The sequence below is a fragment of the Nocardiopsis sp. ATB16-24 genome (genome assembly GCF_030271535.1).
GTDB lineage: Bacteria > Actinomycetota > Actinomycetes > Streptosporangiales > Streptosporangiaceae > Nocardiopsis.
Genome location: NZ_JASCXJ010000011.1, coordinates 33,023 through 47,793, shown reverse-complemented (window position 1 = coordinate 47,793; position 14,771 = coordinate 33,023). Strand labels below are relative to the sequence as shown.

The 14,771-nt window shown below is 71.1% G+C and carries 12 protein-coding genes; 9 read left to right on the top strand and 3 right to left on the bottom strand.

All coding sequences use genetic code 11. From position 1 onward, the window contains the following. Nucleotides 1–3: 3 nt before the first annotated feature. Nucleotides 4–1,413, bottom strand: a complete 1,410-nt coding sequence (locus PFX91_RS13655; protein ID WP_285731896.1) for an FAD-dependent oxidoreductase — start codon at nucleotides 1,411–1,413, stop codon at nucleotides 4–6. Between the two features lie 393 nt (nucleotides 1,414–1,806). Between PFX91_RS13655 and PFX91_RS13650 the strand changes: the two genes are divergently transcribed. From PFX91_RS13650 to PFX91_RS13635, 4 genes are read left to right on the top strand one after another with little or no spacing between them, the layout of a single operon-like run. Beyond that, nucleotides 1,807–3,036, top strand: a complete 1,230-nt coding sequence (locus PFX91_RS13650) for a CaiB/BaiF CoA transferase family protein (protein WP_285731895.1) — start codon at nucleotides 1,807–1,809, stop codon at nucleotides 3,034–3,036. After that, on the top strand, nucleotides 3,033–3,905 hold the full coding sequence (locus tag PFX91_RS13645; protein ID WP_285731894.1) for an HpcH/HpaI aldolase/citrate lyase family protein: 873 nt from the start codon (nucleotides 3,033–3,035) through the stop codon (nucleotides 3,903–3,905). Before PFX91_RS13650 ends, PFX91_RS13645 begins: the two co-directional genes overlap by 4 nt. After that, a complete protein-coding gene (locus PFX91_RS13640; RefSeq protein WP_285731893.1) occupies nucleotides 3,902–4,714 on the top strand; it encodes a cyclase family protein in 813 nt (270 codons plus the stop codon). The genes PFX91_RS13645 and PFX91_RS13640 overlap by 4 nt, the downstream gene beginning before the upstream one ends. Next, a complete protein-coding gene (locus tag PFX91_RS13635) occupies nucleotides 4,711–6,114 on the top strand; it encodes an MmgE/PrpD family protein (protein ID WP_285731892.1) in 1,404 nt (467 codons plus the stop codon). The genes PFX91_RS13640 and PFX91_RS13635 overlap by 4 nt, the downstream gene beginning before the upstream one ends. A 132-nt stretch (nucleotides 6,115–6,246) precedes the next feature. Here PFX91_RS13635 and PFX91_RS13630 read toward each other — a convergent pair whose 3' ends face one another. After that, on the bottom strand, nucleotides 6,247–7,038 hold the full coding sequence (locus tag PFX91_RS13630) for an SAM-dependent methyltransferase (protein ID WP_285731891.1): 792 nt from the start codon (nucleotides 7,036–7,038) through the stop codon (nucleotides 6,247–6,249). Between the two features lie 137 nt (nucleotides 7,039–7,175). Between PFX91_RS13630 and PFX91_RS13625 the strand changes: the two genes are divergently transcribed. From PFX91_RS13625 to PFX91_RS13615, 3 genes are all read left to right on the top strand, one after another. Then, on the top strand, nucleotides 7,176–7,634 hold the full coding sequence (locus tag PFX91_RS13625; protein WP_285731890.1) for a YchJ family protein: 459 nt from the start codon (nucleotides 7,176–7,178) through the stop codon (nucleotides 7,632–7,634). A gap of 146 nt (nucleotides 7,635–7,780) precedes the next feature. Next, nucleotides 7,781–9,370: a hypothetical protein gene (locus PFX91_RS13620; RefSeq protein WP_285731889.1), complete on the top strand. Its 1,590-nt coding sequence runs from the start codon at nucleotides 7,781–7,783 to the stop codon at nucleotides 9,368–9,370. Nucleotides 9,371–9,563: 193 nt separating this feature from the next. Beyond that, nucleotides 9,564–10,841 carry a purple acid phosphatase family protein gene (locus tag PFX91_RS13615; RefSeq protein ID WP_285731888.1) on the top strand — a complete coding sequence of 426 codons (1,278 nt, stop codon included), beginning with the start codon at nucleotides 9,564–9,566 and terminating at the stop codon, nucleotides 10,839–10,841. 48 nt (nucleotides 10,842–10,889) lie between these two features. Here PFX91_RS13615 and PFX91_RS13610 read toward each other — a convergent pair whose 3' ends face one another. Beyond that, complete coding sequence (locus PFX91_RS13610; protein ID WP_285731887.1) at nucleotides 10,890–12,956, bottom strand: N-6 DNA methylase; 2,067 nt, start codon at nucleotides 12,954–12,956, stop codon at nucleotides 10,890–10,892. Between the two features lie 204 nt (nucleotides 12,957–13,160). Between PFX91_RS13610 and PFX91_RS13605 the strand changes: the two genes are divergently transcribed. Both PFX91_RS13605 and PFX91_RS13600 read left to right on the top strand, forming a co-directional pair. Then, complete coding sequence (locus PFX91_RS13605; RefSeq protein ID WP_285731886.1) at nucleotides 13,161–13,865, top strand: MgtC/SapB family protein; 705 nt, start codon at nucleotides 13,161–13,163, stop codon at nucleotides 13,863–13,865. Between the two features lie 143 nt (nucleotides 13,866–14,008). After that, complete coding sequence (locus tag PFX91_RS13600; protein WP_285731885.1) at nucleotides 14,009–14,377, top strand: cupin domain-containing protein; 369 nt, start codon at nucleotides 14,009–14,011, stop codon at nucleotides 14,375–14,377. Nucleotides 14,378–14,771: the final 394 nt, after the last annotated feature.

The following is a 14,771-nucleotide window of genomic DNA, read 5'->3' as shown; positions in this document are numbered from 1 at the left end:
CTCTCAGGAACTCTTCTGGACCGGGGAGGCACCCCGGCAGTGGTCGGCCGCGAGCACGGCCAGGCCCAGGGCGGGAAGAAGGCCGTTGCCCGCCAGGTAGCCGCTCGCCCCGTGGCCGGAGATGCCGATGGCCGCTCCGCCGGAGGCGTACAGACCGGCGATGGGTGAGCCGTTCTCGCGCAGAACCCGGGCGTCACCGTCCACGACCAGGCCGCCCTGGGTGTGGAAGAGAGCGGGTTCCACGCGTACCGCCCGGTAGGGGGCGCGCAGCGGAGCCTCCCAGGCCAGACGGCCGAACTCGTCGGAGCCCTTCCCCGAGGCGCTGTGGGCGGCGCGTTCGAGGGTGTCGGTGAGCGTCTCGGCGGGCAGATCGCAGGCGGCGGCGAGCTCGGCCGTGTCGCCGGCGGAGAGGACCACCCCCTGGCCCACGGTGTCGCGGTAGTCCCCGAAGGCCAGACACAGCTCGTGCACCCGCTCGTCGAAGACGATCCACCCGTTGGCCCCGGGCTGGGCGGCCAGTGCCGCGGCGTACTCGGAGTAGCCCACAGTCTCGTCCCCGAAACGGCGGCCTTCGGTGTTGACCAGCACACCGCCGTGCATGATCGTGGCCCAACCGACGAGGGTGCCGGCGCCACGGGCCAGGGCCGCGTGTCCCTGGTAGGCGTCCAGATAGCCGGTCGCCGCGCCGAGCTCGGCGCCGATGCGCAGGGCGTCGCCGCGGGAGTGCTCGCCGCCGTGGTAGGTGGCCTCGGCGATCTCGGGCATGAGGTCGCGGACCGCGTGGCCGTCGGCCCCGTAACCGTTGCACGCCAGCAGCAGGGACCGGGTGGGGATCTCCTCCGTGCTCCCGTCGGGATACTCGGCGATGGCCGTGCACACCCGACCCTGGTGGGTGCGCACTCCCACCAGACGCGCCGGCATGAGGAAGTCGATGCGCGGGTGTCGCCGCGCCCGTGTCACCAGGTGGTCCAGCATCTCCGCCCCCGTGCGGGAGGGGACGGTGTGGCAGCGCGTCACCGAGTGGCCGGGGTAGTTGATGTCGGTGGCCAGCTCCAGGGGCAGGTCGAGGCCGTCGGCGAGCCAGGTGACCAGCTCGGCGCTGAAGGCGGTCAGGGCGTCGGCCACAACGGGGTCGGCCTCGCCGCCGGTCTTGGCCATCACGTCGGAGAGGAAGGTCCGGGCGGAGTCGTCGACCCCCGCGTCGCGCTGCCAGCGTGTTCCCGCTCCGGGGATCATCGCGGTGGACATGGAGGTGTTGTTGCCGCGACGGAACGTCTCACTGACCTCGATGACCAGGACGTCCAGTCCGGCCTCCGCGGCGCGCAACGCACCCGCGAGTCCTCCGCCGGCGCCGGCCACGACCAGGTCGACCGCCGCCTCCTGTGGGGGCGCGGAGTCCTCTGTCGGGTTCACGGTCGTGCTCCCGTGCTCAGCGCCGGAGTGTTGGCGGCGGTTGCCGCTCCGATGGGTTCTCGCATGCCTACCTTCCCGGCATCGATCGGATCGATGTTTCGACTATGGGAACACTTCTGTGCTTGTCGAAGATGTCACCACCGACCCTCGAGAGTCAAGATGTCACAGAAAATAGCTGGTAGATGTGCCCATGTGGCACCCGCCCCGCAGGTAGGCCATTGCGGTGTGCCTCTATAAGTGGAATCATGTTCCTGTGAGTGAAACACGGGGTGTTCGTGTCGACCCCTGAGACCGAGAGCTCAGCGACCCCGACGGACCCCGCCTGCCCGCCCCCGACCGACGCGGGAGTCGACCCCACGCCGGACCCCGGCGCCCACAGAAAGGACCACCCTGGTGGACAGTTCCGACACCGGCCACACCGGACCGACCACTTCGCCCGCCCCCGGGGCGCTGAACGACCTCGTGGTGCTGGACATCGCCACCCTGTTCGCCGGGCCCATGGCGGCCACCATGCTCGGCGACTTCGGCGCCGAGGTGGTCAAGATCGAACACCCCGACAGGGGCGACCCCGTACGCACCCACGGCGCCTCCAAGAACGGCATCGGCCTGTGGTGGAAGATGCTGGGACGCAACAAGAAGTCGGTCGACCTCTACCTCGGCTCGGAGGAGGGGCGTGAGGCGTTCAAGAAGATGGTCGCCGGGGCCGACGTGGTCATCGAGAACTTCCGCCCCGGAACCCTGGAGCGCTGGGGACTGGGCTACGACGTGCTCTCCGAGATCAACCCGCGCCTCATCCTGGCCCGGGTCACCGGGTTCGGTCAGTTCGGCCCCCACGCCAAGCGGCCCGGGTTCGGCACCCTGGCCGAGGCGATGAGCGGCTTCGCCGCCATCACCGGAGAGCCCGGCGGACCGCCGACCCTGCCGCCCTTCGGACTCGCCGACGGCATCGCCGCCCTCACCACGGCCTACGCGGTCATGACCGCGGTGCACGCCCGCACGCACACCGGGCGCGGCCAGGTGATCGACCTGGCCATCACCGAGCCCATCCTCACCGTCCTGGGCCCCCAGCCGACCGTCTACGACCAGCTCGGCATCGTCCAGGAACGACTGGGCAACCGCTCCTCCAACAACGCGCCCCGCAACACCTACCGCACCGCGGACGGCAGCTGGGTGGCCATCTCCACCAGCGCCCAGAGCATCGCCGAACGGGTGATGCGCCTGGTGGGACGGCCCGACCTGATCGACGAGCCCTGGTTCGCCTCCGGCGCCGAGCGCGCCGAGCACGCCGACGAACTGGACGAGGCGGTCGGTGGGTGGATCGCCCAGCGCGACCGCGACGAGGTGGTCGCCGCCTTCGAGGAGGCCCAGGCCGCGGTGGCCCCCATCTACGACGTGCGCGACGTGCTCCAGGACCCCCAGTTCCAGGCCCTGGACACCATCACCACCGTGGAGGACCCCGAGTTGGGTCCGTTGAAGATGCAGAACGTGCTCTTCCGCCTCTCGGAGACCCCCGGACGGATCCGCAGCACCGGACCGGCCCAGGGCGCGGACACCGCCGAGGTCCTGGCTCGCTTCGGGGTCGACTCCGAGACGATCGCGCGTCTGACCGGGGGGCGGTCGTGACCGGCTCGGGGCCGAAGGAGCGCGCGCCGCGCAGCTGGCTCTACGTACCGGCCACCCGACCCGACCGGGTGGAGAAGGCCCTGGCGGGCGAGGCCGAGGCGGTCATCGTCGACCTGGAGGACAGCGTTCCCGCCGACGCCAAGGAAACGGCGCGCGACACCGTTCTGGACCTGGCCGAGCGTGCCCGGCGCCCCTTCCACGTGCGGGTCAACGACCTGGCCGGCCCCTGGGGGGAACACGACCTGAGGGCCCTGGCGGGCGCGCCCGTGGCGGGAGTGCGCCTGCCCAAGACCGAGTCCGCCGACCAGGTGCTCCGGGCGGCGGACGTCCTGGCCCACGCGCGCGCACCCGTGCCGATCCACGTCCTGCTGGAGAGCGCCCTGGGGATCGAGAACGCCTTCGCCATCGCGGCGGCACACCCCGACGTCGCCGGTGTCTCCCTGGGCGAGGCCGACCTGCGCGCGAGCCTGCGCGTCAGCGACGACACCGCCCTGGACTGGGCGCGCTCGCGGGTGGTCAACGCCGCACGGGCGGCCGGGCTGCCCAGCCCGGCCCAGAGCGTCTACACCGACGTCGCCGACGAGGAGGGACTGCGCGCCTCCAGCGAACGCGGTCGGGCTATGGGCTTCTTCGGTCGGGCCGTCATCCACCCCCGACAGATCCCCGCCGTGCACGCCGCCTACACCCCCGGCACGGACGAACGGCGTGAGGCCGCTGAGCTCCTGGCCGGCCTGGAGGAGGCCGGGGCACAAGGGACCAGCGCCTTTTTGACCACCGACGGACGATTCGTCGACCCCGCCGTCGTAGAGGCGGCCCGCGCCGTCCTGGCCTTCGACCCCGTCCCCGAGAACGAGGAGAGAATCCCATGACAGACCCACTCCTGGCCGCGGTCCGCGGCGGAGTCCGGACCATCGACCTGGCGCAGCCGTTGTTCACCGGCATGCCTTCCTCCCCCAACCACCCCGGCTTCCGGATGACCCTGATCCGCAGGCACGGTGACATGGTGCGCCCCGACGGCGGCTCGGCCGCCAACGAGCTCATCATCACCGGCGGACACGTCGGCACCCACGTCGACGCGCTCTCCCACGTGTCCCACCTGGGTTGCCTCAACGGCGGGATCGACGCGACCGAGGCCACCGTCAACGGGCGCTTCGTACACCACGGCATCGATCAGATGGAACCGCTCGTCCGCCGGGGCGTCCTGCTGGACGTGGCCGCCGCCCACGGCGTCGACTGTCTGGAACCCGGCTACGGGGTGAGCGCGGCGGACCTGGAGAAGGCCGCCGCCCACGGAGGCGCCGAACCCGGACCGGGCGACGTCGCCCTCGTGCGCACCGGCTGGGCCACCCGCTTCGACGACGCCGACGCCTACCTGGGCCAGGCCGACGGAGTCCCGGGCCCGACGGAGGAGGCGGGGCACTGGCTGGCCGAGCGTCAGGTCGCGGCGGTGGGAGCCGACACCACGGCCTTCGAACAGATTCCGGCGGGCAAGGGACACAGCGTCCTGCCCGTACACCGGATCCTTCTGGTGGAGAACGGCATCCACATCATCGAGCACATGATGCTGGAGGACCTTTCCCGAGAGAGAGTGGGGGAGTTCGTGTTCCTCATGGCCCCGTTGAAGATCGTCGGCGGCACCGGCTCGCCCGTGCGTCCCCTGGCGGTGGTGAGCTCATGAGCGGCGTGATCGTCACGGCGGCGGAGCTCGCGCACGCCGCCTACACCCGAGGACTCTCCGAGGAACTGCGCACCGACGTCTCCCGCCGGGTCCTGGACGTGCTGGGCAACAGTCTGGCCGCGGCCGACCAGGAGCCCGCCCGCATCGCCGAGGCGGTGGCCGCCGAATGGGGCGGCACCACCGGAGCGACGGCCTTCGGTAGCGGCGCGCGCTACCCCGCGGCCTCCGCGGCCCTGGTCAACGGCACCCTGGCCCACGCGTTGGACTTCGACGACACCCACCTGCCCTCGGTCCTGCACCCCTCGGCCCCGGTCCTGCCCGCGGCCCTGGCCACGGCGCAGGCGCACGGCCGCTCAGGCGCCCAACTGTTGGACGCCGCCGGTCTGGGCATCGAACTCGCGGTCCGTCTCGGCATGGCCGGATACGACAAGGAGCTCGGTAACTCGATCTTCTTCGAACGCGGCCTGCACGCCACCGCCATCTGCGGAGCGGTGGGAGCCGCGGTGGCCTCCGCCCTGCTCCAGGGGCTGGACGCCGCCGGAGTCGCCCACGCCGCCGGCGTCGCGGCCAGCATGGGTTCGGGCATCATCGAGGCCAACCGCACCGGCGGCACCATCAAGCGGGTGCACTGCGGATGGGCCGCGCACGCCGGAGTCTCGGCCGCGGACCTGGCCCGACACGGCCTGACCGGCCCGCCCACCGTCGTCGAGGGCCGTTTCGGGTTCTTGGAGGCGTTCTGCGGTGACGCGAGCCGCGCCCAGGACGTCGTGAAGGGGTTCACCACCGAGTGGGAACTGCCCGGGATCTTCTTCAAGCCCTACCCCTGCAACCACTTCACCCACGCGGGGATCGACGCCGCGCTGAAGCTGCGCGCCGAGGGGTTGAAGCCGGAGGACATCACCGACCTGGAACTGGGCGTGCCCACGGCGGTGCTGCGCACCATCGGTGAACCCGCAGAGGAGAAGGCCAAGCCGCGCTCGGGCTACCACGCCGCCTTCAGCGGCCCCTACACGGTGGCCGCGGCGCTGCTGGGCGGCGGCGGGCTGGGTCTGTTCCACGAGGACTTCACCGACGAGGCGGCCTCCGACCCCGAGCGCCTGGCCTTGGCCGCCAAGGTCAGGTGCGTGCCCGACCCCGAATGCGACCGGATCTTCCCCGACCAGTTCCCCGCGGTCCTCACCGCGACACTGCGGGACGGCACCCGAAGGCAGGCACGGGTCTCGGTCAACCGTGGTGGGCCGGACAACCCCCTGTCCGCCGAGGAACTGGCGGTCAAGTTCCGTCTCAACGCGCTCCAGCGCGTCACGGACCCCGACCGGATCGTGGCACTGGTGCGGGAGCTGCCCGAGGCGTCGTCGGTGGACGCCCTGTGCGAGGAGGCCGCCGCTTCGCAGGAGTGACCCTCGACCGAAGGGACCTTCGGCCGGAGTGACCTTCGACCGAAGGGACCTTCGGCCGGAGTGACCTTCGGCCGAGGACCGGGGGCCGCGCGTGCACGCGCGGCCCCCGGGGCGTTCGGGCCCCAGGCCATGTCAGGGCTTGCGGCCGACCGCGCCGTACATGTCGGTGTGGGGCGCTTTTCCGATCTCGGGCTCCTCCGTGCGCCAGCGCGTGGAGGGGACCACCCCGGGCTCCAACAGTTCCAGGCCGTCGAAGTAGGAGGCGAACTCCTGCTCGGTGTGCGTGCGGTAGGCCAGGGCGGCGCCGTCGTTCCACTGATCCAGCGCCTCGACCGCCGCGGGGTCGTCGGGCATCACGTGGTCGCCCACGAGCACGAAGCTCCCCGGGGCGAGGGCCTCCTTGTAGCGCTCCATGACGGCACGGGCCCGCTCCAGGTCGGGGAGGTGCCCGAGCGTGCCCACGACGCTGAGCGCCACGGGGCGGTCGAAGTCCAGCAGCTCGCCCGCCTCCGCCAGGACCTTGTCGACCTCGCACAGGTCGTTGTCCACGAAGCGGGTGGCGCCCTCCTCGGTGCCCACCAGCAGCGCCCTGGCGTGAGCCAGCACCATCGGGTCGTCGTCGACGTAGACCACCCGGGACTCGGGGGCCACGGACTGGGCCACCTCGTGGGTGTTGTCGGCGGTGGGCAGGCCCGTGCCGATGTCCAGGAACTGTCGGACGCCCTCCTTCCCGGCCAGGTGCGTGATCCCCCGGACCAGGAAGGCCCGGCCGGCGCGCGCGTCGGTGGCGATGCCCGGGTAGGTGCGCAGGATCTGGTCACCGAGCTCGCGGTCGACGGGGTAGTTGTCCTTGCCGCCGAGCCAGTAGTTCCAGACCCTCGCGGAGTGGGCGACGGTGATGTCGATGGAAGGAATATCCGACACAGGGGGCCTTTCGGTCAGTGGGATGCCGTTCGTATTGTGGCGTCGGTCGACTCCGCGCACAAGCCGAAAAGCCTTGCGGGGACGGGGTTCGGGGGTTCCCCGGACCGATCTGCGTCACCGGGCCCCACAATGGGAACATGTCGCAGCGCAATCCACGCCACCGTCGTCCCACACCTCAGAACATGGACGCCACCCCCTGCCCCTGTGGTCTTCCCGCCGCCTACCGGGACTGCTGTGGGCGCCTGCACCGGGGCCAGGGAAGGGCCGCCACCGCCGAACAGCTCATGCGTTCGCGTTACAGCGCCTTCGCCGTCGGTGACCGCGACCACCTGATGCGCAGCTGGCATCCGCGTACCCGACCCCGGCACCTGGAACTGGATCCGGGGATCGAGTGGCTGCGTCTGGAGGTCCTGTCCTCCACCGGGGGCACCCCCTTCCACCAGGAGGGCACGGTCGACTTCCGGGCGGTGCACCGCCAAGGAGGGTGTGAGGAGGTGCTCGCCGAGCACAGCCGGTTCGTGCGCCATGAAGGGGAGTGGGTCTACCTCGACGCCCTCGCCGACGGAATCGAAGGGCTTTCCGGACACGCCCCGTAAGACCTTCTGACCTGGGCAGAACAGCGTTAAGTGTGGGCTCGAACACGTTGCGTTCCCGCGACACGATAGGAATGAGGGCGCAGAACACGTCGCTTTCGGCGAGCTCGTCGCCCGAAGCACACGCCCACATGGACACGGAGCACACCATGGCCACCCCACCCCCAGGCCCGCTGGAACAGGGAGACCTCATCCAGGACCTCGCCAGGAGACTGGTCGAGGTCACCCCGGAAGACTGGCGGCAGCTCACCTACCTGGCAAGGGTGATCGGCGCCCACCGCAGTGACATGCTCGCCGTCCAAGAGGCCGACGGCCAGGTCCGGCAGCTGGAGGTCCCCGACGGCGTCGCCGACATCGTCGACGCGCTCAAACACGCCTGCTTCCAACAGGGCAGGGGGACCTGGCTCTCCATGATCGTCTCGGTCCACCACTCCCTTCGGCTCAACGTCGAGTACAACCACGACACCAAGCCCGAAACACCCTGGGAGTTGAGCCCGCTGGCCTACGCCCAGGAGCTGGAGCGCTTCCCCCGTGACCGGGAGCTGGTTCCGGACTGGCTCGCCGACGAGCTCGACCAGGCAGGGCGGCTGCGCCCCGACGAGCTGGTCGAGGAGTTCGGCCGGGCGCTGGTGCGGGCCTGTGACCGCGAGGGGCTGAGGGCCGAGTACCTGCCGCCCACCGGCCTGCGCGTGTCCGACCCCGACGGTACGGACATCCTGGACAGTGACCTCGAGGAGACCTTCGACCAGGCGGTCATCTCCTCACCGGAACAGAGGGCCGACCTGGCCGCCCATTTCGCGGGCTTCGTCGCCCGTGCCGCCAGGGAGCGTGCGACGGCGGCGCAGGGGAACACCACGGACACCGGGGACACGGTGGCCACCGCACTGGTGGAGGCCTTCGCCGAAGCCGGGGTACGGGCCTCCTTCCAGGACGCGAACACCCTCTCGGTGGTCCTGCCCGACGGGCATGAGGCCGACACCGACATCGGCCGGTTCCGGTCGGCGCTGAGCGGAGCCACCCCCGAACAGATCGCGCACAACGCCACCGAGTTCGCCCGCGCCGCCGTCCGACAGCTACAACAGGCCGTCCGACCCGACGGTGACCGGACCGGCGGGCTACGGGTCCGTCTCTATCCCGTCTCGGCCTTCCCCGAGGGGGTCTTGGACTCCCTGGTGGCCCGCGAGATCGCCCCGGGCCTGTGGCAGACTCTCGTCGCGGACTCCCCCGACTCCTTGCAGCCGTTGCCCCGTAGCACGCACGAGCGCTCCGGCCGCCCCGACGCAGAGGTCTTCGAGGAGGCCGTGGCCGCCTCCGTGAACGAGACGGTCGAGGTCAGCGAGCACGAGATCGACGGAGTCCGTCTGGTGCACGTCGGTGGCCGGCACCCCTACGTCGCGGCGCACGCGCACGCCCTGGAGCGTTATCTGGGGGAGGCCCCGCATGGCGCCCTGGTGGTCTTCCCCGTGCCCGAGGTGCTCATCGCCCACCCCTTGGGCCAGGGGCACCCGATCGTGGCCATGGACAACATGCGCCAGATCGCCGAACGCTTCGTCGCCGACGGGGACAAGCCGATCAGCGCGCAGCTGTACTGGTGGCACCCGCGGTCACGCTCCCTGGCTCAGGGAACGCCCCCCGAACTGCGACCCGTGGGAGCCGACATCGACCACGAGACGCGGTCGGTGTCGTTGACCACCTCCGACCAGGAGTTCGAGGCCGTGCTCGCTTCCCTGAACCGCTGACGGGTCCTGTCGGAGTGTCCCCGGTGGTCTCCACCACCGGGGACACGGCCCCCCTTCCCGCCCACGTCACGTTTCCCGCTCCTGGTCGGGGTAGGAAGCGCACCAGCGACGCGGTCGCCACAGGCGTCCCGTTTCGCGCCGCCGAGGACGGAGTGGATGAGAAGAGGCTGATCGCATCACCGCAACGGAGGGCGTGCCCGTCCGACGCCGGGTCTCGGCCCTGGTGGGCGCCGCCGTCATCACCGTGGGTCTGGGCGCCTGCGGCCCTCAGAGCCCTGACGAGGACCCGGTCCAACACCTCGTCCTGTCGCCCGGCACCGATCCCGCCACCTCCCAGACCCTGACCTGGTGGGCCGAGCACGCCGAGATGGACCTCTTCCTGGAGGTCGCCCCACAGAAGGACCCCGAACGGATCACGCGGTTCGAGGCGCACGCCACCGGAGACGAGGGCGGTCGGACCGGCTACGTGGGCACGGCCACCGGGCTGGAACCGAACACCGCCTACCACTACCGGATCGGCGACCAGAGCGGGGACGGTGGCGCGGTCAGCGGCCACCACACCTTCACCACCGCCGCGGAGGGGGCCGAACCCTTCGTGTTCCTGCACTTCGGCGACGTCCAGAACGACATCGCCGACCGGGCGGCCCCCGTCATCCGCGCCGGACTGGAGACCGAACCCGACGCCGCGCTGGCCCTGCACTCCGGCGACCTGGTCGATTCCGCCGACAGCGACACGGACTGGGACGAGTGGTTCGAGGCCTTCGGCCCGGCCACCGCGAACATGAACCACCTGGCCGCTCCCGGCAACCACGAGTACACCGACGAGGGGCTGAGCGGACGCTGGACCAGACAGTTCCCCGGCTCGGCCGACGGCCCCGACCGATCCGGCGGCCTGTCCCGGACCGTCCACCACACCGACTACCAAGGTGTGCGCTTCGTGGTGCTCAACTCCAACTACCGCGACGCCACCCCGCACAGCGCCGAGGAGTGGTTGCGGGCACAACGTCAGTGGTTGGAACGGGTGCTGTCCGACAACCCCCACCGGTGGACCGTGGTCACCTTCCACCACCCGGTCTTCTCCAACCACCCCGACCACGACAACGCACTCCTGCGTCGGGAGTGGCTGCCGGTCCTGGAGGAGTTCGACGTGGACCTGGTCCTGCAGGGGCACGACCACTCCTACGGTCGCGGCAACCTGGTCGAACACCGGACCGAGGACCCCGACCGGCACACCGGGCCGGTCTACGTGGTCGCGGTGACCGGCCCCAAGGCCTACGAGGCCCGGGAGGAGGGGTGGACCGAGCACGGCGCCGAGGTCCGTGCGCAAGACGAGGGGGCCTCGACCTTCCAGGTGGTCGAGGTGGACGGCGGGCGCCTGGAGTACAGCGCCCGTACCCAGGACGGCCGGACCGTGGACTCCTTCACCATCGTCAAGGACGACGACGGCAAACGTGTCACCGACACCTTCTGAGCACGTGCGCGTGGGAGGGCGGGCCGGGATCGCGCGGCCCGCACCGGATCAGGGGGCCCGCCACTGTCCGGCGATGAGGTCGACGGCCTGGTCGGCCAGCTCCCCGCCCAGCTCCTGGAGCTCGACCAGAGCCTCACGGAACCGCGCCACCTGACGGAAGAGCTCCCCGTGGCGTCGTTGTTCCTCCACCGTCAGCACCGGGAGCCGCACCCGGGACGGATCCACCCGCAGGTGGCCGCGCATGCTGCTGCCCACCCGGGCGATGTTGCGCGCCTCCGCCGAACTGGTGATCAGGCCCGCCAGGAACCACGGGTCGACGGCGGCCGGGTTGGTGCGCACCACGTACAGGCCACTGCCCGGGTGAGCGCCCGCGTCCTCGGCGGTCGCCACGCGGGCGATGGGTCTGCGGGCCAGGGAGGGGATGAGCACGTCACCCTCCTGGATGGGCGGATTGCGCATCGGGTCGGCGTCCACCTCCTCCGTACGGGAGGGGGAGGTCCCCCGCACCACGTCCTCGCCGGTGACCACCCTGGCGTTGATACGGACGCCCTCCTCCTCCGGCGAACGTCGTGGGAGGGGCCGCCGGATCGTCACCGAACCGGCCCGGGCCAGTTCCCCCAGGGTGACGAACCCGCTGGTCTCACCGTCGGGTTCGATCCGCGGGACCTCGGGCACCAATGTGCGCAGTGCGCTCAGCATGCTCTCCCAGCTGCCACGGCGCTCGGCGAACACATCCAGGTCTTCGGCCGAGGCACGCGGTACCGGCAGATGGGCACGGGGTGTCAGGTCGACGTCCTCGTCCAGCAGGTCGGCCACGTCCAGGACACGCGCCGTCCCCGGCTGCTCGGCGAAACCCACGGGATCGGCGAGATAGCCATCCCACGACCGGTCGACCACGGCGATGACCTGGGATGCGGGGGGCGTCTGGGCCGTCTCGTGCGCCGCGGTGTCCACGAACAGCAGGGGAGCGGGTGCCTCATCGCGTCCGGGACGGCGCAGGACCCACAACTGCAGGGGCACGGCGTAGTGGGCGGCGAACCCGGGCGGTAGGGAGATCACCGCGCGAAAGGCGCCCGCACGCAACAGGGACCGGCGGATACGCCGCCCCGACGGGCGCTGGGCGGCGCCTGGAGGCATGAGCATGACCACCGACCCACCGGGGCGTACCTGGGACAGGCAGTGCTGGACCCAGGCCAGATCCGACTCCAGCCGCGGAGGCACCCCGTACCTCCACCGGGGATCGTCGGCGAGTTCCTCGGCGCCCCAGTTGCGCTCGCTGAACGGCGGGGCGCACAGGACGGCGTCCGCGCTCTCCTCGGAGAAGGACGGAGAACGCAGGGCGTCGGCCACACGTAGGTCCACCTGGGGGGAGAGGACGTCGGCGAAGGCCAGGCGCAGGGCGCTCAGCCACACCGACGCGGTGTCGCCGTCCTGTCCCAAAAGCACGCGGCGGCCCCCGCGCGCGGCGGCGAGCAACAGTTCCCCACGTCCGCAGGCCGGATCCACTACACCGTCCCCGTCACCGGAAAGGCGCACCATGAGGTCGGCCAGCTCGGGTGGGAGCGTGTGCGAACCGGAGGGGGAGCGCTGGTCCAGGCGACTCAGAAGACGTCCGAAGGAGGTCTGGGGGCCGCTCTGGCGCGCGGCGCGCACGGCCGCGTCCACCAGCGGCGCCACCTGGGTGTCGGGCAGGCTTTCGGGCGGTCGCTCGGCCAACGCGGTCAGTCCCGCCTGGCGCAGGGATTCCTCGAAGGCCCGCCCGGCCCGGGTGAGCAGTACGGCGGGGTCGTGGTCGGACTCCAGCAGGTCGGGTTCGTGCCGCAGGTACAGCAGCAGGACCCCCGTCCAGACCAGTACCGCGTCGGCGGACACCGCGGAGCGCAGGGAGTCCAGTGCCTGCCACAGCCGCTGGTCGGGGTCGATGGCCGGCACCCGACGGTGGGTGGCCAGCCACTCCTCCACCTGGCCCAGGTCGAAACGGGGACTGCGGTCGGTACCTCCCACCGGTTCGGGGAAGTCGTCGTGACGCCGCCGCCAGTTGCTCACCGCTGTGGGCTTGACCCCCGCGATCCTGGCGATGTCGGCCGAGCTCACCTCCACGTCACCGGTGCCCATGGGCCCCTCCCTCCGCGCCGACAGCCGACCGGTCATGACTATACACACCGCCCTTTCCTCCGCACCTGTGGCGCGATGAACGCCGGAGAATGAGATGTGGTTGGGCTGGTTCACATCCATGGGGGTGTATGTGAGGCCGCCTCGGGGTAGCCGGGCAGTACCGATGGGCCGTACACGACGGCGCATGTACCGGGAGGGCCGTGGATGTTGGAATGGTGGGAGTTCGCGCTCCGGCTCGGTTGCGCCTTCGCCTTGGGCGCGCTGGTCGGTGTCGAACGCCAGTGGCGGGCGCGCATGGCGGGTCTGCGGACCAACGTGCTGGTCTCGGTGGGATCGGCGCTCTTCGTGCTCTTGGCCGCCAACACCGTGGAGGAGGTCAGCCCCACCCGTATCGCGGCCCAGGTGGTGTCGGGTATCGGCTTCCTCGGCGCGGGCGTCATCCTGCGCGACGGTGTCAACGTCCGCGGTATCAACACGGCCGCGACCATCTGGTGTGCCGCGGCCGTGGGGGTCCTGGCGGGCAGTGGTCTGTACCTGGGGGCGACGATGGGCGCGGCGGCGGTGATGGCCGCCAACATCCTGCTGCGGCCGATCGCCCGGAAGCTGCAGAAGCGTCCCTCGTCCTCCTCCGAGGTGGAGACCGCCTACCAGGTCCGGGTCGTGTGCAGGGACTCCCAGGACGCCCACGTCAGGGCCCTGTTGTTGCAGGCGCTGTCCGACGCCGACTTCACACTGCGCTCCGTGGACAGCGGTCGTCTGGTGGAGGACCGGGAATCGGTGTCGGTGCTGGTGGAGATCTCCACCAACGGGCAGCGGGAGGAGGCGCTGGAGCAGTTGGTCAGAAGGCTCAGCCTGGAACCGGAGGTGTTCTCGGTGCACTGGCGGGAATTGGAGGAGCGGTCCGAATGAGTGCGGTCGCCCTCTCGGAGTCGGCCTGATCCGGAAACTCCCGTGGCGCGGAACCGGTGCGGCCCAGGACCGCGCGTGCCAGGCTGGGCCGTACGCGGGTGCGCCGGAGCGTCCGGTGCCCGCCCAAGGACGGGAGGAAGAACGTGCACACGAGTGACGACGGTGTGACGGCCACGCTCATCACCACGGGGTTCGACCAGATCAGGGAACGCAATCCCGGCAAGGAGGGCAGGGTCGCGCCCGCGCGGTTGTTCTCCAACGACGACGTCAGGGTCGTGCACATGGTCTTCGACGCCGACTCCGAGCTCACCGAGCACTCCGCCCCCTCGCCGATCCTGGTGCAGGTCATCGAGGGACGGGTCCGGTTCGACGTCGAGGGACACAGCCACGACCTGGGGCCGGGCGGAATGATCCACGTGGCCCGGTCCATGCCCCACGCGGTCACCCCCGTCGGGCCCGCCCAGATCCTGGTGATGTTGTTGGACCCTCGCAGCCAGATTCACCAGCGGTAGCGGGCGATCGGGGCGGGGCCCAGGGTTCGTCGCATGGGCGGCCGAGGACCGTGACACACGATCCGCCGAACGGTCCGGTCGATCATGGGGAGTCCGGGTCATGCGGCCATCACGCGTGGTCTCCCCGGTGTCCCGCCTGAGGCGGGACACCGGCGGTCCCACGCCCACACAGAGACAGCGGTCGGAGCCGTGCCTTTGCCGTCCCCGTGCGGAACGGCACGATCGATCCCCGGGTGGGACACGGCCGGTCGACCGACCACAGTTCCTGGGCATCGAAACCGTCGGCCGGCGTCATGGGTCGACAGAGGAGGACCTCCCCGTCCACCGGGCGGCCGGGTCCCCCCAAGCGGCAGCCATGGGCCCCATGGTCAGCGGCTCCATCGCCGAGGAGACG

Coding starts and splice junctions, on each gene's coding strand:
- PFX91_RS13625 (WP_285731890.1), top strand. CDS start 7,176: ATGTCGCAGCGCAATCCACGCCACCGTCGTCCCACACCTCAGAACATG.
- PFX91_RS13635 (WP_285731892.1), top strand. CDS start 4,711: ATGAGCGGCGTGATCGTCACGGCGGCGGAGCTCGCGCACGCCGCCTAC.
- PFX91_RS13620 (WP_285731889.1), top strand. CDS start 7,781: ATGGCCACCCCACCCCCAGGCCCGCTGGAACAGGGAGACCTCATCCAG.
- PFX91_RS13610 (WP_285731887.1), bottom strand. CDS start 12,956: ATGGGCACCGGTGACGTGGAGGTGAGCTCGGCCGACATCGCCAGGATC.
- PFX91_RS13640 (WP_285731893.1), top strand. CDS start 3,902: ATGACAGACCCACTCCTGGCCGCGGTCCGCGGCGGAGTCCGGACCATC.
- PFX91_RS13605 (WP_285731886.1), top strand. CDS start 13,161: ATGTTGGAATGGTGGGAGTTCGCGCTCCGGCTCGGTTGCGCCTTCGCC.